This window comes from Marichromatium sp. PS1, from assembly GCF_041155115.1.
GTDB lineage: Bacteria > Pseudomonadota > Gammaproteobacteria > Chromatiales > Chromatiaceae > Marichromatium > Marichromatium gracile.
Map to the genome: position 1 here is coordinate 459,139 of NZ_BAAFHB010000004.1, position 18,567 is coordinate 477,705.

General features: G+C 67.5%; 10 protein-coding genes. 2 read left to right on the forward strand and 8 right to left on the reverse strand.

Features of this window, described 5'->3' with window-relative positions:
* The first annotated feature begins 235 nt into the window (after positions 1-235).
* Positions 236-4,438, forward strand: a complete 4,203-nt coding sequence (locus ACAM26_RS11115; RefSeq protein ID WP_369613664.1) for a response regulator — start codon at positions 236-238, stop codon at positions 4,436-4,438.
* Complete coding sequence (locus ACAM26_RS11120) at positions 4,428-7,346, forward strand: ATP-binding protein (RefSeq protein WP_369613665.1); 2,919 nt, start codon at positions 4,428-4,430, stop codon at positions 7,344-7,346. Before ACAM26_RS11115 ends, ACAM26_RS11120 begins: the two co-directional genes overlap by 11 nt.
* On the opposite strand, the gene ACAM26_RS11125 is transcribed toward ACAM26_RS11120, so the two are convergent.
* The 8 genes from ACAM26_RS11125 to ACAM26_RS11160 form a co-directional block, all read right to left on the reverse strand.
* Positions 7,343-9,928 carry an EAL domain-containing protein gene (locus ACAM26_RS11125; RefSeq protein ID WP_132230013.1) on the reverse strand — a complete coding sequence of 862 codons (2,586 nt, stop codon included), beginning with the start codon at positions 9,926-9,928 and terminating at the stop codon, positions 7,343-7,345. The genes ACAM26_RS11120 and ACAM26_RS11125 overlap by 4 nt on opposite strands.
* Positions 9,929-10,192: 264 nt before the next feature.
* The gene (locus ACAM26_RS11130) at positions 10,193-11,905 is read right to left on the reverse strand and encodes a fused response regulator/phosphatase (RefSeq protein ID WP_132230012.1); all 1,713 of its coding nucleotides are present in this window, start codon (positions 11,903-11,905) and stop codon (positions 10,193-10,195) included.
* 19 nt (positions 11,906-11,924) lie between these two features.
* Positions 11,925-12,230: an STAS domain-containing protein gene (locus ACAM26_RS11135; protein WP_123141041.1), complete on the reverse strand. Its 306-nt coding sequence runs from the start codon at positions 12,228-12,230 to the stop codon at positions 11,925-11,927.
* A gap of 81 nt (positions 12,231-12,311) precedes the next feature.
* Positions 12,312-13,388, reverse strand: a complete 1,077-nt coding sequence (locus ACAM26_RS11140; protein WP_123141042.1) for a chemotaxis response regulator protein-glutamate methylesterase — start codon at positions 13,386-13,388, stop codon at positions 12,312-12,314.
* 22 nt (positions 13,389-13,410) lie between these two features.
* Positions 13,411-14,607 (reverse strand): methyl-accepting chemotaxis protein, encoded by a 1,197-nt coding sequence (locus tag ACAM26_RS11145; RefSeq protein ID WP_369613666.1) that lies wholly within the window; start codon positions 14,605-14,607, stop codon positions 13,411-13,413.
* An 88-nt stretch (positions 14,608-14,695) separates the two neighbouring features.
* Positions 14,696-15,307, reverse strand: coding sequence for a chemoreceptor glutamine deamidase CheD (gene cheD, locus ACAM26_RS11150; RefSeq protein ID WP_123141044.1), 612 nt, complete (start codon positions 15,305-15,307; stop codon positions 14,696-14,698).
* Positions 15,308-15,309: 2 nt separating this feature from the next.
* Positions 15,310-16,152: a protein-glutamate O-methyltransferase CheR gene (locus ACAM26_RS11155; RefSeq protein WP_123142808.1), complete on the reverse strand. Its 843-nt coding sequence runs from the start codon at positions 16,150-16,152 to the stop codon at positions 15,310-15,312.
* Between the two features lie 145 nt (positions 16,153-16,297).
* Positions 16,298-18,538 carry a methyl-accepting chemotaxis protein gene (locus ACAM26_RS11160; protein WP_369613667.1) on the reverse strand — a complete coding sequence of 747 codons (2,241 nt, stop codon included), beginning with the start codon at positions 18,536-18,538 and terminating at the stop codon, positions 16,298-16,300.
* Between the last annotated feature and the right edge of the window lie 29 nt (positions 18,539-18,567).

The following is an 18,567-nucleotide window of genomic DNA, read 5'->3' on the forward strand; positions in this document are numbered from 1 at the left end:
CGCACCCATCGCCCCATATAATTAGGGAGTTAAGCCCACCACCCAGCACCAGGTCGGCACCCTCGCACGCGGTATGCCGACCGCGGCGCATCCTGCCCACCGCCCGGAGTCCAGCGCGCATGTCATCCCCGCACTCAGCCGCTCCCCGCCATCGCATCCGCGCGCCGCGCGGCATGACCGATGGCGAGCGTGGCGATCGAGCAGCAAGCACGCACCGCCTCGGGTGGCGAGCGCGATGAGCTGGACGCCGCGCCCGGCCTCATCGCTGCGTCATCTGCTGCCGCTGTTCGCACTGATCCTGGTGTTGCTGATCGGCGCCTTCTCGGTGCTGCTGTGGTGGATCCAGGAACAACGACTGCGCGAGATCGTCGCCGCCGACATCGACGAGATCGCGACCGTCTTCAACGCCGTCCTCGACGACCAGAGCGACTGGCTCGACGCCCTCGCCACCTCGGTGGCGATGGACACGACCACCCGCGAGGCGCTCGCCGCGCGTGATCCCGAGCGTCTCGATCGGCGCTGGCGTGCCCTGTTCGAGCGTCTGCGCATACGCAATGGACTCACCCACTTCTACTTCATCGGCGTCGATCGGCGCACCCTGCTGCGATTGCACGCCCCCGAACGGGTCGGCGACCGGATCGACCGCTTCACCGCGCGCCAGGCCGAACGCGACGACAGCGACGCTCAAGGGCTCGAACTCGGCCCGCTCGGCACCTTCACCCTGAGGGCGATCACGCCGATCCACGATCGCGGACGCCGCATCGGCTATGTCGAGGTCGGCAAGGAGATCGAGGACATCCTCGCGGCACTGCACACCCCCACCGAGACCCGGCTGGCGGTGATCATCCGCAAGCAGCTGCTCGATCGCGCGCCCTGGGAGCAGGGCATGCGGCTGCTCGGACGCGAGGGCGACTGGGAGCGCCTGACCAACAGCGTCATCACCTACAGCTCACCGGGTGGCATCCCCGCCGGCCTGGATCACGCCATCGAGCAGATCGACCGCCCCGGTCACACGCAGCACGACCCCGGTCGCGAGCTGATGGTCGACGACACCCGCTGGCGGCTGTCGCTGCTGCCGCTGGACGATGTCGCCGGCCGACACGTCGGCGACCTGCTGCTGGCCCACGACCTCACCAGCGAGGCCAGCGCCTTCAGCCATCACATCCGTACCTGGGGACTGGTCACCATGTTGCTGCTGAGCGCGGCACTGAGCGCCAGCGGGCTGCTGGTGCGGGGGGCCAGGCGGCTGATCCGCCGCCAGCAGGCCGAACTGGTCGAGCACCAGGGACTGCTCGCCGCCACCCTGCGCTCACTCGGCGAGGGGGTGATCAGTACCGATGCCGACAAGCGCATCATCGACATCAATCAGACCGGCGAGCAGCTCACCGGCTGGATGGCCACCGAGGCACGCGGACGCCCGCTCGGCGACGTGCTGCTGCTGGTCGACCCCGAGACCCGCGACCCCATCCCGCTGCCCAGCACCGCCACGGTCGAGCGCGCCACCGAGCAGGCGCTGCTGATCACGCGCAGCGGCAACGGTCGTCCGGTGGTCACCAGCAGCGCTCCCATCCGCAACGATCAGGGCCACACCCTGGGCGCGGTGATCGTGTTCCGTGACATGAGCGAGGCACAACGCATCCGGCACGAGCTCGAACTCAGTCGCGAACGCTACATGCTGGCGATCGACTGCAGCAGCGACGGCATCTGGGACTGGGACCTGCGCAACAATCAGGTCTTCATCTCCCCGCGCTGGAAGGAGCAGATCGGCTTTGCCGATGACGAGCTCGACAACGCATTCGAGAGCTTCGAGACACGACTCCACCCCGAAGACAGGCGCCGGATCCTCAATCAGCTCGCCAACTATCTGCAGCAGCCGCAGGACTCTTACGCCCTCGAGTTCCGGCTCAGACACAAGAACGGCAGCTATCGCTGGATCCTCTCGCGCGGACGGGCGCTGTGCAACGCCCAGGGCGAGCCGTATCGAATGAGCGGCTCGCACACCGACATCAGCGCCCGCAAGGAGGCCGAGCGGACCATGGCGATGCTCTCGGCCGCGGTCGAGCACAGCGACGACCTGGTCGCCATTCGCGACCCGGAGCTGCGCGTGATCGCCGCCAACCCGGCCTTCGCCCAGGCCGTCGGCGTGGACTCCACCGGGCATCTGGTCGGGCGCACCGATGCCGAGCTGCTCGGCATCGCCCCCGACGAGGAACCGGCGCGCTCACTCATGGCCGACGAGCGCCGCGCCCAGTTCCTCCCCGCGGGCGAGCACATCGTGCGCGAGCACGACGCCCGGCTCGCCAGCGGCGAGACCCGTACCCTGCTGACCAAGAAGTACCCGATCTACGACCACGACCAGCGACTGATCGGCACCGGCACGCTGTCGATCGATATCAGCGCCCGCAAGCGCACCGAGGATGCATTGCGCGAGACCAACGCGGCGCTCAAGGCAGCGATCGAACGCGCCAACGCCATGGCCAACCGCGCCAAGATGGCCAGCCGCGCCAAGAGCCGCTTCCTGTCGAACATGAGCCACGAGATCCGCACCCCGATGAACGGGGTCATCGGCATGCTCGGACTGCTGCGCGAGAGCCCGCTCAACGCCGATCAGCAGCGCTATCTCGAGATCGCCCAGCACAGCGGCGAGGGGCTGCTCAAGATCATCAACGACATCCTCGACTTCTCCAAGGTCGAGGCCGGCAAGCTCGAGCTCGAACGCATCGACTTCGACTTCGGCGAACTGCTCGACGACTTTGTCGCGACCATGGCGCTGCACGCCCACGAGAAGGCGTTGGAGCTGACCTGCACGGCGGCGCCGGATATCCCCACGGCGCTGCGCGGCGACCCCGGGCGTGTGTTGCAGATCCTCACCAACCTGGTCGGCAACGCGATCAAGTTCACCGAGCATGGCGAGGTCGCGGTACGCGCCACGCTGCTCGGATGCGATGCGCACCAGGTCAGAGTGCGCCTGGCGGTCCGTGACACCGGTATCGGCATCCCGCACGACAAGCGCAAGCGGCTGTTCCACGGCTTCTCCCAGGTCGATCCGTCGAACACCCGCCGCTACGGCGGCACCGGACTGGGGCTGGCGATCACCAAGCAACTGGTCGAGCTGATGGGCGGCGAGCTCGGCCTCGAGAGCACCTTCGGGCAGGGCTCGATCTTCTGGTGTGACCTGCCCCTGGCGCGCCAGCAGGGGCCGGAGGCGGAGCGCCACCCACCGCAGCCCTCGGCGCGGCTGCGCGACACACGGGTGCTGGTGGTCGACGACAACCGCCACACCCGTGAGTTGATCGCCGCACAGCTCGGCGACTGGGGGCTGGCCAGCGCCGCGGCCGGCGACGGCGACCAGGCGCTGACACAACTCCACCGGGGTGTCGCTCAGGAGCGCCCCTTCGCCATTGCACTCATCGACGTGAACATGCCGGACATGGACGGTATCGCCCTGGGCGAGGCGATCAGGGCCGAGCCGGCGCTGGCCGGAACCGCACTGGTGATGATGACCGCGCTCGGCATCGCCCGCGAGACCGAGCGCTGTACCCGTCATGCCCTCGGCCTTCAGCTGACCAAGCCGGTGCGCCAGCGCGAGTTGCTCGACACGCTGGAGCAGACGCTGAGCCGCCCCGCAGATCAGCCACGCCCAGCCGCATCGCCCGCTCGCCGCGAGCGCCATCCGGCGCGACTGCTGCTTGCCGACGACAATCTCACCAACCAGCAGGTGGCACTCGGCATCCTCGGTCACCTCGGCTTCGACGCCGACTGCGTGAGCGACGGTCGCCAGGTCCTCGAGGCGCTCGCCGCGCGTCACTACGACCTGCTGCTGCTCGATGTACAGATGCCGCTGCTCGACGGACTCGAGACCACCAGGCACATTCGCGACCCGGCGCAGGGCTTGCTCAACCGCGACATCCCGATCATCGCCATGACTGCGCATGCGCTCGAAGAGGATCGGGAGCGCTGCCTGCAAGCCGGCATGAACGACTACCTGGCCAAGCCGATCGACCGCAAGGCGCTGGCCGCAGCACTCGAGCGCTGGCTGCCGCGGCAGGCGCTCGCCCCCCCCGGGGCCCCTCCGGTCCTCGACACACCGGCGCTGATGGAGGGGCTGATGGCCGACCGCGCGCTCATCCATCAGGTGATCGAGACCTTCCTCGACGACATCCCCAGACAGCTCGCCTCGCTCGGCCGGCAGCAGCAACGGCGCGATCTCGCCGCCTGCGCCCATCACGCCCAGCACATCGAGAGCGCAGCCGCCAGCCTCGGCGCCAGACAGCTGGCCGAGGCGGCCGCCGAACTCGAGACGGCCTGTCGCTGCGCCAGCGACCCCGCAACGTTCGCCGCATCGCTCGGCGCCGTCGAGACGGCCTTCACCGATCTCCGCGCAGCCCTGACCCGACTCCAAGACACCCTGCTCCAGGAGCATCATCATGTCAGTTGACCCACTTGCGCCTCGCCGTCAGGAGGTCGCGCTGCCACAGGGCCTCGACCAGGCCAGCCGGGACCCGATGCCGCCCTGGAGTCGCGAGCTCTGGACACGAACCTTCGACGCCCTGCCCGACATGATCGCGCTGATCGACCATCAGCGACGTATCCTGCGCGTCAACCGCGCCATGGCCGAACAGCTCGGCTGTACCCCCGAGTCGCTGATCGGTCGCCCCTGCTACGCGGTGGTCCACGACACCGACGCCCCGCCACACGCCTGCCCGCTCAGCCGCACCGAGCAAAGCGGCGAGAGCGCCACCGCCGAACTCTACGAGCCGCGGCTGGGCGGTCATCTCAGCATCACCACCACGCCGCTACACGACGCCGACGGCGAGCTGGTCGGCTATGTCCATGTCGCCCACAACGTCACCGATCGTCAGCTGGTGCGCGAGCAGCTCTATCTCCGCCTCGAGTGGCAGCGGCTGATCATGGACCTGTCGATGCGCTTTCTCACCACCCCGAGCGAGCAGCTCGAGGGGGCGATCCACGACGCCCTGGCCAAGGTCGGCACCTTCATCGGTGCCGATCGCGCCTGTCTCCATGAGCGCGCCCCGGGGGGCGACGAGCCAAGGCGCATCGCCGCCTGGTGCAACCTCGAAGAACGCTCCGCGACACCGACCATGCGCTGGCTCTCCTGGTCGATGATCGAGCCGCTGCTCTGCCAGCGTCACGACGGACCGCGCTTCCTGTTCACCACCCGCGAGGGCCTCGCCGCCGACGACCCGTTGCGCGCACAGCTCCAGGGCCACGGCATCCACACCCTGTTGCTGCTGCCGCTGCGCGACACCCGGGGCTGTCATGGGTTCATCGCCTTCTGCACGGCGCAACCCGACAAGCACTGGGCCGAGGCCGAGATCGACCTGCTGATCCTGCTCACCGAGCTGTTGCTCAACGCGCTGCGGCGCAAGAAACGCGAGGATGACCTGCGTCAGGCCCGCCTCCAGGCCGAGCAGGCCGCTCGCGTCAAGAGCGCCTTCCTGGCCAACATGAGCCACGAGATCCGCACCCCGCTCAACGGCATCATGGGCATGAGCGACCTGCTGCTCGACACCCCGCTGACCTTCGAGCAGAAGCGCTATACCGAGATCCTGCGCGCCAGCGGCGAGAGCCTGCTGTCGCTGATCAACGGCGTGCTCGACCTGTCGAAGATCGAGGCCGGCAAGCTCGCGTTGCAGCACGAGCGCTTCGAACCGCGCCCCCTGATCGAGGACATCGCCGAGATGCTCGCCTTCCGCGCGCAGGAGAAGGGGCTGGAGCTGACCTATCACCTCGCCGAGCTCGAGCGGCACGCCTTCCGCGGCGACGCCGACCGGCTGCGCCAGGTGCTCATCAATCTCGTCGGCAACGCCATCAAGTTCACCGACCGCGGCGAGGTACGGATCCACGCCCGTCAGCTCGATGCCGCTGGCGCGATCCGCTTCGAGGTCGCAGACACCGGCATCGGCATCGCCGCCGAGGACCAGCAGGTCCTGTTCGAGGCCTTCACCCAGCGCGACACCTCGCACAGTCGACGTTATGGAGGTACCGGACTGGGACTGGCGATCTCGAAGCAGCTGGTGGAGCTGATGGGCGGGCGCATCGGCGTCGACAGCACCCTCGGCGAGGGCGCCTGCTTCTGGTTCGAGCTACCGCTGGAGATCGACGACAGCGCACCGTCTCCGCCGTGCCCCGCGATCGGCGCGCGCCTGCTGATCGTCGACGATCATGCACCCAGTCGCCAGCTCGCCGGCGAGCTGCTCACCCGCTGCGGCTGCCGCCACAGCGCCGCCCATACTGCCGCACAGGCACTCGGTCTGCTGCGCCAGGCGCTACGCGCCGGCGACCCCTACCAGGCGGTGCTGATCGACCTCTCGCTGGCCGCCGAGAGCGACGGCTGCACGCTCGACGAACAGATCGGCGCCGACCCCCTGCTTGCCGATACCGCGCGCGCACTGATGGTGCCGCTCAGTCTTCACGACATCCCGAGCCGTCCCGACTGCCGCTTCGATCACTACTTCACCAAGCCCTTGCGCGCCGAGCACCTGCGCCAGGGACTCGAGCGGATGCTGCACGCCGACGAGACATCGCCGCCGATCCAGCCTCGCGCAGCCGTGCCGCCACGCCCGACGTCGCGCCGGATCCTGCTGGTCGAGGACAACCCCACCAATCAGGTCGTGGCCCGCGGCCTGCTCGCCAGGCTCGGTCATCCCGAGGTCGACCTCGCCCGTGACGGCCATGGCGCGCTCACGGCACTCGCCGGCGCGCACTACGACCTGGTGATCATGGACTGTCAGATGCCGGAGATGGACGGCTTCGAGACCGCCCGACGGATCCGCGACGGCGAGGCCGGGGCCGAGACCGCGCAGATCCCCATCGTGGCGATGACCGCGCTCGCCCAGGAGGGCGATCAGGCGCGCTGTCTGGCCGCCGGGATGAACGCCCATCTGCCCAAGCCGATCCAGCCGCAGACGCTCGCCGCAGTGCTCGAGGCGCAGTTCGCCGAGGCCCCGTCACCGCCCCCCGCAGCAGCCGCCGAGGACGAGACGGAGGTGTTCGTCGCCGCCGAGCTGCTCGAACGGATGATGCACGATCGCGAGATCCTGCTGGAGGTCATCCCCCAGTTCCTCAGCGACCTGCCCGAACGCATCACCGAACTCGGCGCCGCACTCGATGCCGGCGACCTCAGTGAGGCGGCGTTCAAGGCGCACAGCATCAAGGGCATGGCCAGCAATCTGTCCGCCCCGGCGCTCGAGCAACAGGCGTTGAGACTCGAGCAACACGCGCGCGGCGATGCGCTGGAGCAGGCACGCGGGGCGTTCGCCGCGCTCGGCGAGGCCTTCGGCGTGCTCGCACAGACGCTCGAGACCTGGATGCAGGGACTCTAGCCCGTCGTCGAACGGGCGGCGAGCGCGGCCAGATAGCGCTCGCACTCGAGCGCAGACAGCGGTCTGGAGAAGAAGAAGCCCTGCGCCAGCCGACACCCGTTCACGCGCAGGAAGTCACGCTGGCGCGCCGTCTCCACCCCCTCGGCGAGGACATCGAGCGAGAGGCTCTCGGCCAGCGCGATGATCGCCTTGGTGATGGCCACGTCGCTGGCGTCCTCGGGCAGCTCGGAGACGAAGGAGCGGTCGATCTTGAGCTTGGTGAAGGGCAGGCGCTTGAGATAGCTCAGCGAGGAGTAGCCGGTGCCGAAGTCATCGAGCGCCACCTTGATACCGAGTGCGCGCAGCCGCTCGAGCTGGGGGATGACCTGATCGGAGGCGCGCATCATCACCGACTCGGTGACTTCGAGTTCGAGCTGCCCGGCGGCGAGTCCGCTCTCGCGCAGACTGCGCTGGATCAACTCGAGCAGCTCATGGTCGGCGAACTGCTTGGTCGAGAGATTGACGCACATCATCGTCTCCGCCGACAACAACCCGGCATCACGCCACTCGGCCATCTGCCGGCATGCCTCGGCCAGCACCCAGCGCCCGAGCGGCACGATCAATCCCGACTCCTCGGCCAGCGGGATGAACTTGCCCGGCGCCACCAGACCGAGTTCCGGGTGCTGCCAGCGCACCAGCGCCTCGAGCCCGTGCAGTCGCTCGCCATTGAGCTCGAGCTGCGGCTGGTAGTGCAGCACGAAGGACTCCTCGGCCAGCGCCTGGCGCAGACTGCCCTCGAGCAGCACCTGCTCGAAGGCGTGCGCGGTCAGCTCCTCGGTATAGAAGTCGAAGGTGCCGCCGCCCCCGGCCTTGGCGCGATAGAGCGCGGCATCGGCGTTGCGGATCAGGTCGTCGCCGCTGGCACCGTGTTCGGGGTAGCGACTGATGCCGATGCTCGCGCCGAGCACCAGATTGTGTCCCTGCAGTTCGAACGGCGTGGAGAAGGCGCCGATGATCCGCTGGGCGACGCCGATGACCTGATCGCTCCCCCGCAACCCGCGCAGGATCACGCCGAACTCGTCGCCGCCCATCCGCGCCAGGGTGTCGCCCGGCGCGAACAGCCCCCGCAACCGGTTGGCGACACGCTTGAGGATACGGTCGCCATCGCTGTGGTCGAAGCTGTCGTTGATGTGCTTGAAGCGATCGAGATCGACGATCAGCACCGCCAGCTCGTCGCCCTGCACCCGGGACTGCTCGATGGCAAAGGTCAGACGCTCGGAGAACAGCGCGCGATTGGGCAGCCCGGTGAGCAGGTCATAACGGGTGAGCTGGGTATTGGCCTGATCGCTCGCCTCGAGCCTGGCGAGCAGGTGCAGTCGCTCGGTGATCTCGCGCGAGGCCTCGATGATGCCGACGATATGGCCGTCATCGTCGTAGAGCGGGCTGGCGGCGACCTCGAAGCTGCGCTCCCTGCCGTCCTTGTCGGTGCGGTGATGCACCACCTTGCACGGCGCCCTGGTGTCGAGGATGCGCTGCAGCGGACAGGGGTTGCGGGCATCGCCGCAGGGTTCATCCCTGCCCTGCCACAGCTGGTGGCACCTGAAGGCGTTCGGCGCCAACCCGATGGTGCGCATCAGCTCACGCGCGCACTGATTCATCCGCAACACCTGGTAGTCGAGCCCGATCACCAGGATCGGTTCGTCGATCCCGTCGATCACATGCTGGAGGAAGGTCCGCTCCTCGCGCAACGCCCGGGCACGGGCCAGGGTCTGTACCGACATCCGATTGAACGCCCGCGCCAGCTCGTCGAGTTCGTCGTGCCCGTCGCAGGGCAGCGGTGCCACCTCGCGCTCCACGGCCAGGGCGTGAGCGGCATGCTCCAGCCGTGTCACCTTGTCGACCACGAAGCGCTGCAGCAGGATGCCACCGGCGAGCAGCATCAACGGGAAGATCAGCAAGTGGTCGAGTACCGAGCTGAGCCAGGCCGCATCGGTCCGGCGCTCGACCGAGGCGCCCGGGATGCGCACGCTGAGGATGCCGCGCAGCTCGCCCGCGCGATAGCCGAATCCGCCCTGGTAGTGCTCGGCGATGGCGGGCGGGGCGGCGGCACGGTCACCGTGACAGCCGAGACAGGCCGGCTCGACCCAGATCGGCCGCGCATAGTGATAGATGCGCTGGCCATCGGCATCGTTGAGCGCGACCAGACGATCGGCGACCTCGGGCGAGCGCTCGAAGAAGCGGATCGCCTCGATCTCGTCGGCATCGGCCTGATGGGCCGGATTGCGCGCGCGCAGGCTCACGGTGCTGAAACGCAGCGCGCTCGGGACCTGTTCCTGAACCGCCTCGGCCAGACGGTCGATCGCCGGCGTGGGCAGGAAACCGGCTTGCCACGAGGGGTCGCCCGACGGGGTGAGGTAGTGGACCCGGTGGGCCGCCAGCAGCACCGTATGCAGGGTACGGGCATCGTCGCGCACCTGATCGAGCATGAACTGACGCAGCGTACGGTGGTGGTCGAACTGCAGGGCGAGAAAACCGATCAGGACCACGATACCGACCCCCAGCCACAGCTTGAACTGCAGTCGTGACAGGTGAATTCGGCTCATCTCGGTCTCTCAAGCATGGTCTTCTCGTTCTCGACACGGGACACCTTCCGCACTCGCCGCTGCGGGCGCCGAGCCGCGCCCGGCACCAAGACGCCGAGCGGCGCCGACCCCGAATGAATGGGGAACGAGTCATGCAAAGGTATGTCACATCCGGTGAGCGCGACAACCCGCCTGGGTCAGCTGAGCGGTGATTCTGCGACATCCGTCCGTCACCGCCGCCGACAGCACATCGGTGAGCGACCACGACAGGGAGGGAATGGGGCGCTACCAGCGATAGTGTGCCTCGACCCGCGAGCCGCTGGCATCGATGCTGACCGACTCGCACAGTCCGCGCACCAGGGTCAGGCCGCGTCCCCAGGGACAAGCGGCATCCGGAGCGGTGAAGTGCTCGGTATCGAGGGCGAAGCCGGTGCCGCTGTCGGCAACCGAGACCACCACCTCACCACCGCCCTCGACCGGAGTGAAACCGACCTCGACCCGCACCCAGCCGTGACAGCCCTCGGCCAGCCGCGTGGCTCGCTCGCGGTAATACTGCTCGAAGCCATCGGCGGTCCGTTTCATCCGCGACGAGAGTCCCAGCACGCCGTGCTCGAGGGCGTTGGCATAGAGTTCGGCGAACACCGTCTCGAGCGCGCCCTCCTGGGCCTCGAGCCCGTCGAGCAGCCCGAGCGGACCGAGCGCGGCGCGCAACGAGGGCGGATTGCCGATCTGGCCGTCGCGCAGCTCCAGCGACCAGCGCCAGCTGCCACTGCTGCCACGTACCAGCTGGCCGTTGGAGACCGGCACGGTGGCGGCATCGAGCGGACACTCGAGCAGGGCGATGTCGTCGAGCTGTTCGGTCTGCTCGCAGTGACGATCGAGCGCCTCGATCAACGCCGGCAGCAGCGACACCCCGGGTTGCCAGCCGTGCAGCAGCTCCATCAGGCCACGCTCGATGAACATCCGCCCCTCGCGATCGAGCGCCTCGAGCAACCCGTCGCTCATCAGCAGCAGACGATCGCCGGGTGAGAGCGCCACCCGGTGGTGCTGCTCGCGCATCGGGAACTCGGCCTGGATCCCCAGCGGCAAGGCGTGCGAGGGAAGTTCGACCAGTGCCTCGTGGGTGCGCAACCAGCCGCTCGGCATGCCGCCGTTCCACCAGAACAGGGTATCGCCTGTGGCCGAGATCGAGATCAGCACCGCGGCCATGAAGCGATCGGCCGGCAACACCTGGTGGAGCTTGCGGTTGATCGCGGCGAGCACCCGGGCGTCATCGGCGCCGCGGCGGGTCATGGTATGGAAGATATCGGCCACCGGCAGGGCGCCGAAGGCGGCGGCCAGACCGTGACCGGTGAAGTCGCCGAGCAGGATGCGCAGCCCGCCGTCGGGCAGGCGCTGGGTGAGCACCAGGTCGCCGTTGAACAGTGCCGCCGGGCGTTGCAGCAGCGCCAGGCGTTCGACCTCGACGTTGCGGTTGCCGACGGCATAGCTCAGCACCCGCTCGGCGAGCGCCTGCTCCTCGTGCTCGCGCTCGAGCAGCTCGGCGAGCGCGAGCTTCTGCGCCGCCAGACGCCGGTGCAGATCACGCACCCGCTCCATCGCCCGGATCCGCGACTTGAGCACCCCGAGACTGAAGGGCTTGGAGAGGAAGTCGTCGCCGCCAGCGGCGATGCAGCTGGTCATCGACTCCTCGTCGCTCAAGGCGGTGAGGAAGATCACCGGCACGAAGTCCATCCCCGAGAGCTGCTTGATTCGCGTCGTCGTCTCCAGGCCGCTGAGCCTCGGCATCATCACGTCCATGAAGACGATGTCGGGACGCTCGTCGACGAACAGCTCGAGCGCCACCTCGCCACTGAGCGCCTCGAGCGTCCTGAAGCCCTCGCGCTGCAGCATCCGCGACAACAGACGGCAGTTGGCAAGCTCGTCATCGACGATCAGCGCGGTACCGCGCTGCTCTCGTGGGCTGTCACCGACCGCGCCGGTGGTGGATACATCCATCGCTGCTGCCCCCGGCCCCTCAGTCGAAGGCGAACAGACGATCGAAGTTGGCGATCTTGAGCACTCGCATCACATCGCGCTGGGCGTTGATGATGCGGACCTGGGCACGCTCGCCGCCGGCGTGCTCGCGCAGCAGCAGCAACATCCCCAGTGCCGAGCTGTCGAGATAGCTCGCATCACCCAGATCGACCACGAAGCGCATGGTGGTCGGCGAGAGATCGCGATAGGCATCGCGAAAGATCTTGTGCAGCGAGAAGTCGAAACGACCCTCGATGCTGATGGTGACCTCGGAGTGGGTTTCATCGACTTGGCGTTTGACAGACATGAGCTTTAGAGCACCTGGGTTGACCGCTGGCGCGCACCGGGCGGTGCCTCCAGCATGAGTGGGAAGGCGGCGCAACGACGGTCAATGTGAGCGCTCCCCCGGCGCCCTCCCCCGTGCGGCCTTGAGCAGCGCGTCGGCGATCGCATGCAGCGGCAGCACCGCGCTCGCCGCGCCACGCTTGACCGCCTCGCCGGGCATGCCCCAGACCACGCTGGAGGCCTCATCCTGCGCGACAGTATAGACACCGAGCTCGTGCAACCGCTTGAGACCGGCGGCGCCATCGGCGCCCATGCCGGTGAGCAGCGCGGCGCAGGCATTGGTGCCGGCGGCGCGGGCGACCGAGTCGAACAGCACATCGACACTCGGGCGATGGAGGTTGACCGGCGGCTGATCGTTGATCCGGCAGACATAGCGCGCGCCATCGCGGGCGAGCTGCAGGTGGCGATCGCCAGGGGCGATATAGACGTGTCCCGGCATCATCCGATCGCCCTCGGCGGCCTCCTTGACCACCAACCCGGTCTGGCGATTCATCCGCTCGGCGAAGGCGGCGCTGAATCCGGGCGGAATGTGCTGGACGATGGCAATCCCCGGCGCATCCGGGGGCAACCGCATCAGCACCTCGTGGATCGCCTCGGTGCCGCCGGTCGAGGCGCCGATCGCGATGATCCGGTCGGTGGTGCGGTAATGGCGCAGCACCGGCGGCCGCGGCGACGCGGCCGCCCCCGTCGCGCCCGGCCCGGGCCGGGCGCGCACGCGCACCCGGGCGGCCACCCGGATCTTGGCGATCAACTCGTCGGCATAGTTCTGCAGCCGCCCGCTCAGATCGAGCGCGGGCTTGCACACGAAGTCGACGGCGCCGAGCTCGAGCGCCTGGAGGGTGACCTCGGCGCCGCGCTCGGTCAGCGACGAGACCATCACCACCGGCATCGGATGCAACCGCATGAGATTGCGCAGGAAGGTCAGGCCGTCCATGCGCGGCATCTCGACATCGAGCGTCAGCACATCGGGATCGAGCGCCTTGATGCGCTCGCGCGCGACATAGGGGTCCTGCGCGGTCCCCACCACATCGATGTCGGGGGCGGCCTCGAGCAGCTCGGAGAGCAGCTTGCGCACCAGCGCCGAATCATCGATTACCAGGACACGAATCGGTCTACCCACGAAGAAGCTCCCGTCTCAGCGTTCAGAACAGCTCGATCTCGCCTTCATCCATCGACTGCTGGGTGACCGAGCGATGCGCGGTCTGCTCGAGCTCGCCACGCAGCTGCTCGAGCCGCACGCGCGCCGCGGCCAGCTCGTCCCCGGAACTCGAGGGTTCGATCAGCGGCAACTGGCGCAGCTCGGCGGCGAAACGCTCCATGAAGTCGATGCGCACTTGGGCGCGCATCATCACCTGATGAGCGATGTCCTGGAACTGCAGCAGTCGCACCGCATCGGCGACACTGACCTGGATGCGATCGACGATCGCGGTGAGCTGCTCGAGCCCGGAAGAAACGTTCTGGTTCAGCAGCTGCACCTGCTCGATCATGTCGTCCATCGCGCCCTTGGCGGTGATCGAGGCGTTCATGTCCTGCGAGGCCATGCGCGCGACGATGGCATGGGTATCGGCGAAGAACCCCTGGGTCTGCTCGACCTGACCACGGATCTGCTCGGTGAAGGCCGCCGAATCCATCGACAGCTTGCGCACCTCCTGCGCCACCACCGAGAAGCCGCGCCCGGACTCGCCGGCGCGGGCCGCCTCGATCGCCGCGTTGAGCGCCAGCAGATTGGTCTGACGGGCGATCTTGGTGGCGCCGTCGAGTCCGGTGAAGATGCCGTCGATCTGCGCCGAGAGATCCTCGATCTGGTGGACCACCTGGACGCTGTGCTTGCCCATGTCGATCAGCCGGGCGACGTTCTCCTCGAGCAGCCTGCTGTTCTCCTCGAGAAAGACGTTCATGTCGATGTGCGCCGCCTCGCCGGCGGCATCGTCCTCGCCGCCGGACATCCCCTGCACCAGACGCATCACCAGATCCTGCTGGGTCTTGGAGGTATCCGAGAGCCCCTGGAAACTCGCCTGCAGATCGCTCGACGCCTGCTCGACCAGCCCATCGACCTGACCGATGAGCTCGCGCAGCTCGGCCATCTCGGGGACGATCAGCGCATCGATCTCGCGCACCAGCTCCCACAGCTCGCGATCGGCCCGGGCATACTCCGGCGTCGACTCCTGCCGCGCGGGCGGCTGCCCGGGACGCAGCGTCCACCACAGCGTACCGGCCCACCCCAGCGCCAGGAGCAGCGTGCCCAGCCAGGGCGGGATCAATCCCGGCAGCAGCACCTGTTGCAGCAGCACGACCAGGCCGAGCGCGAGCGGTGGCCAATACGGCTTCAACTTCGACATATCTCCTCCATGCTTGGCCGATGCCCGCTGTCGACGTCTCACGGCGGCCGGATCGAGGGCGCGACGACAGGCGTCGTCGCGCCGGGTTTCAGGAAAACAGCTCCACTTCACCCTCCACCTTGGATTGACGCAGCCGCTGCCGGTAGGTCAGTTCGCGCTCGATGATGGTGTCGTTGTGCAGGCTGCGCAGCCGCTTGACCAAAACCTTGCCGGAGGAGGGAAAGAAATAGATCTTGCGTGGATAGTTGCCGAGCAGGTCGCGTGCGACCAAGGGTATCCCTTCGGTATCGAGATAGTCGATCACGAAGTCCGCGTTGCGCTCCCCGACCATATTGCTCTTGAACCCCGGCAACACGTTGCCCCCCCCGAAGACCTTGGCCTCGAGGTTGTGGCGCCGCGCGCCGAGCTTCAGCAGTTGGTTGATGAGCATCTCCATCGCATAGTCCCCGTAGCGCATCGAGCGCCCGAAACGCTCATCCTCCTCGCGCTTGTCATCGGGCAGCATGAAGTGATTGATCCCGCCGATCCCGCTGGCCCGGTCGCGCACGCAGGCGCCGACACAGGAGCCGAGCACGGTCACCATCAACAGGTCACGATTGGAGACATAGTACTCGCCCGGCAGAATCTTGACGGCATCCATGTCGAAATGCCGGTCGTAGTAGAGATTGGGGGCGAGGACCTCCTCGAAACCGCCATTCATGCTCACCTCGTACGTCCTGATGGTCGCGCAACGGGGATGCACACGGTCTGCCCCCGGGGGCGAAACAGATCAGCCGCGTGCAGCAAGCTCTCCGAGTGACCGACGAACAGCAACCCCTGCGGGTAGAGCAGCGGGTGGAGTCGCTGCATCAGTCGATATTGGGTCGGCTTGTCGAAATAAATCAGCACATTTCGACAGAACACCGCCGCGAAGGGGCCCTGCATCGGCCATTGGGTCTGGAGCAGATTGAACGGCCTGAAGCGCACCAGCGCGCGAACCGCCGGATTCACCCGCACCATCCCGGCGTTGGTGCCGCGCCCGCGCAGGAAGAAGCGTCTCACCAGATCGCGCGGCAGTCGCTCGACCCGCTCGGCCGAGTAAACCCCGGCCTGCGCCTGCTCGAGCACATTGGTGTCGAGATCGGTGGCGAGGATGCGCACCGGGGGCGACCAGCTGCCGAAGGTGTCGATCATGGTCATCGCCATCGAGTAGGGCTCCTCGCCGGTGGAGCAGGCCGCCGACCACAGCTTCAGCGGGCGACGCGTCTGCGCGTGCAGCGTCTGGACATGCTCGGCGAGGATCGGGAAGTGATGCGACTCGCGAAAGAACGAGGTGAGATTGGTGGTCAGCGAATTGACGAAGTGTTGCCACTCCTCGGCATCGCTCACCAGGCGCTCGAGATAGTCCTCGAACGAGCGCAGCCCGGTGGCCCGCAGGCGCCGGGTAATCCGGCTGTAGACCATGTCGGCCTTGCCGGCGTGCAGCGAGATGCCGGCATAGGTGTAGATCAGCTTCCGAATCCGCTCGAAATCATGACTGGTGAAGGGGAACTCGCGCTCGTGCATCGTCTGCGCTCACCGGCAGGCCGCGCCACGGCGCGGTCCCGTCCTTAGGACCACTCGTACCGCCAGCGCGGATGCGCCGGCGGCCCCGGGCGAACGACCCGGTCGCCGGGCGCGGCAAATGCCGCGCGACGACCTCGGGACGGACTCAGAACTCCTCCCAGTCGCCGTCGTCACCGGCAGGCGGCGCGACCATCTTCTTCTGCTTGGTCGGCGCAAGCGGGCGCTTGGCCGCCGGCCGCGCGCTCGGGACGGTGGCGACAGTACGCGGCGCCATGCCCTGCGCGACCAGCCCCTGATCGACCTTGAACACCGAGACCACCTTGGCCAGGGCACGGGCCTGCTCCTCGAGCGACTCGGCCGCGGCCGCGGCCTCCTCGACCAGCGCGGCGTTCTGCTGGGTGACGTCGTCCATCTGGGTGACCGCCTGATTGATCTGCTCGATGCCGGTCGACTGCTCGTCGGAGGCGGCGGAGATCTCGGCCATGATGTCGGTGACGCGCTTGATCGAGGTGACGATCTCATCCATGCGCTCGCCGGCCTCGTTGACCTGGGCGGTACCCGAGTCGACCTTCTCGACGCTGTCGGTGATCAGGGTCTTGATCTCCTTGGCGGCGTTGGCCGAGCGCTGGGCGAGGTTGCGCACCTCGGCGGCGACCACCGCGAAGCCGCGGCCCTGCTCGCCGGCGCGGGCGGCCTCGACCGCGGCATTGAGCGCGAGGATATTGGTCTGGAAGGCGATGCCGTCGATCACCCCGATGATGTCGGCGATCTTCTTGCTGGCCTCGGAGATCGCCGCCATGGTCTCGACCGAGGCCTGCACCACGGCGCCGCCCTTGACCGCGACCTCGGAGGAGGTCACCGAGAGCTGGTTGGCCTGACGGGCGTTGTCGGCATTCTGCTTGACCGTGCTGGTGAGCTCCTCCATCGAGCTGGCGGTCTCCTCCAGCGAGCTGGCCTGCTCCTCGGTGCGCTGGCTGAGGTCCTGGTTGCCGGTGGCGATCTCGTTGGAGGCGGTGCTGATGGTGTCGACCGACTCCTTGATGCGCAGCACCAGCTGCTGCAGATTGGCCACCGTGGTGTTGACCCCGTCCTTGGTCTCGCCGAACAGCCCGGGATAGTCCTTGTTGATGCTCTGGGTCAGATCACCCTCGGCGAGCGCCTTGGAGACCCGCATCACGTCCTTGAGCCCGACCTCGGTGGTGTCGGAGAGCTGATTGAGCATCTGCCCGATCTCACGCGCGAAGCCCTGCTTGGAGGAGAGGTCGAGGCGCACGCTGAAGTCGCCCTGGGTGGCCGCATCGACGATGCTGCGGATCTCGTTGACGACATTGGTCATCGAGGTCACCGAGCCGTTGACCCCGGCCTTGGTGCGACCGAACAGTCCCGGATAGTCGCGGGTGATCGACTGCGACAGATCGCCGGCGGCAAGCGCATCGGCCACTCGGGTAATGTCGTTGAGACCGGTCTCGGTGGTATCGGAGAGCTGGTTGATGTTGACGCCGACGTCCTTGCCGAAGCCCTGCTTGTCGGTGAGATCGATCCGCTTGGAGAAGTCACCTATGGCGGCCGCCTCGACCACCTGGGCGATCTCGCCGACCAGGCTCTTCAGCGTCTCCTGCATACGCTGCAGCGAGTACAGCAAGCTGCTGTTGTCATCGGGCTTGGTATGGATGGTCTGGGAGAGATCGCCGGCGGCGATCACCCGAACCATGGAGGCGGCGTAGTCGGGCTCGCCGCCGAGCTGGCGCATCAGCCCGCGCACGATCCAGAAGCCGACGGCAATGCCCACCACCAGCGCGATCACGCACAGCAGCAGCACCTGGGTGGTGGCCGAGTCGACGTTCTGCTGCGCATCCTCGCCGGCCGCGCGCATCAGATCGGTCTGGAAGGTGATCAGCGCCGCGATCGCGTGCAGATAGTCCTCCTGGGCGTCCTCGACCTCGGTCTCGAGCAGCGCCTTGGCCGCCTCGCGCTGACCGTCGCGCAGCAGCCCCATCAGTCGCGACTGGGCGTCGAGATAGGCCGCGCGGGTCTCGCGAGTCGCCTCCAGGCGACGCACCCCTTCCTGTGACGTGATCGTCGACTCGAGCTGATCGAGGTTCTTGGTGATCTCGCGCCCGCGCTGCTCGATCGCATCCATCTCGCGCTGCATCTTCAGCCGATCGTTGTCGATCAGGATGTTGCGTACCGAGCGGGCCACCGCATTGACACTATCGATGACGTTGTTGGCATAGACCGTTTTCGGGAACAGGTCCTGGGTGATGGTGTCGATGTTGCGATTGATGCCGTAGATCTTGCTGATGCCAATGAACCCGACCACACCCAGCAGCACCAGCACGATGCCGAAACCCAAGCCCAAGCGTGTCGCGACCTTCAAATTCCCCATGTCGGCTCTCCCGTCATGCTCTCGATTAC

Coding starts and splice junctions, on each gene's coding strand:
- ACAM26_RS11115 (WP_369613664.1), top strand. CDS start 236: ATGAGCTGGACGCCGCGCCCGGCCTCATCGCTGCGTCATCTGCTGCCG.
- ACAM26_RS11120 (WP_369613665.1), top strand. CDS start 4,428: ATGTCAGTTGACCCACTTGCGCCTCGCCGTCAGGAGGTCGCGCTGCCA.
- ACAM26_RS11125 (WP_132230013.1), bottom strand. CDS start 9,928: ATGAGCCGAATTCACCTGTCACGACTGCAGTTCAAGCTGTGGCTGGGG.
- ACAM26_RS11130 (WP_132230012.1), bottom strand. CDS start 11,905: ATGGATGTATCCACCACCGGCGCGGTCGGTGACAGCCCACGAGAGCAG.
- ACAM26_RS11135 (WP_123141041.1), bottom strand. CDS start 12,230: ATGTCTGTCAAACGCCAAGTCGATGAAACCCACTCCGAGGTCACCATC.
- ACAM26_RS11145 (WP_369613666.1), bottom strand. CDS start 14,607: ATGTCGAAGTTGAAGCCGTATTGGCCACCGCTCGCGCTCGGCCTGGTC.
- cheD (WP_123141044.1), bottom strand. CDS start 15,307: ATGAATGGCGGTTTCGAGGAGGTCCTCGCCCCCAATCTCTACTACGAC.
- ACAM26_RS11155 (WP_123142808.1), bottom strand. CDS start 16,152: ATGCACGAGCGCGAGTTCCCCTTCACCAGTCATGATTTCGAGCGGATT.
- ACAM26_RS11160 (WP_369613667.1), bottom strand. CDS start 18,538: ATGGGGAATTTGAAGGTCGCGACACGCTTGGGCTTGGGTTTCGGCATC.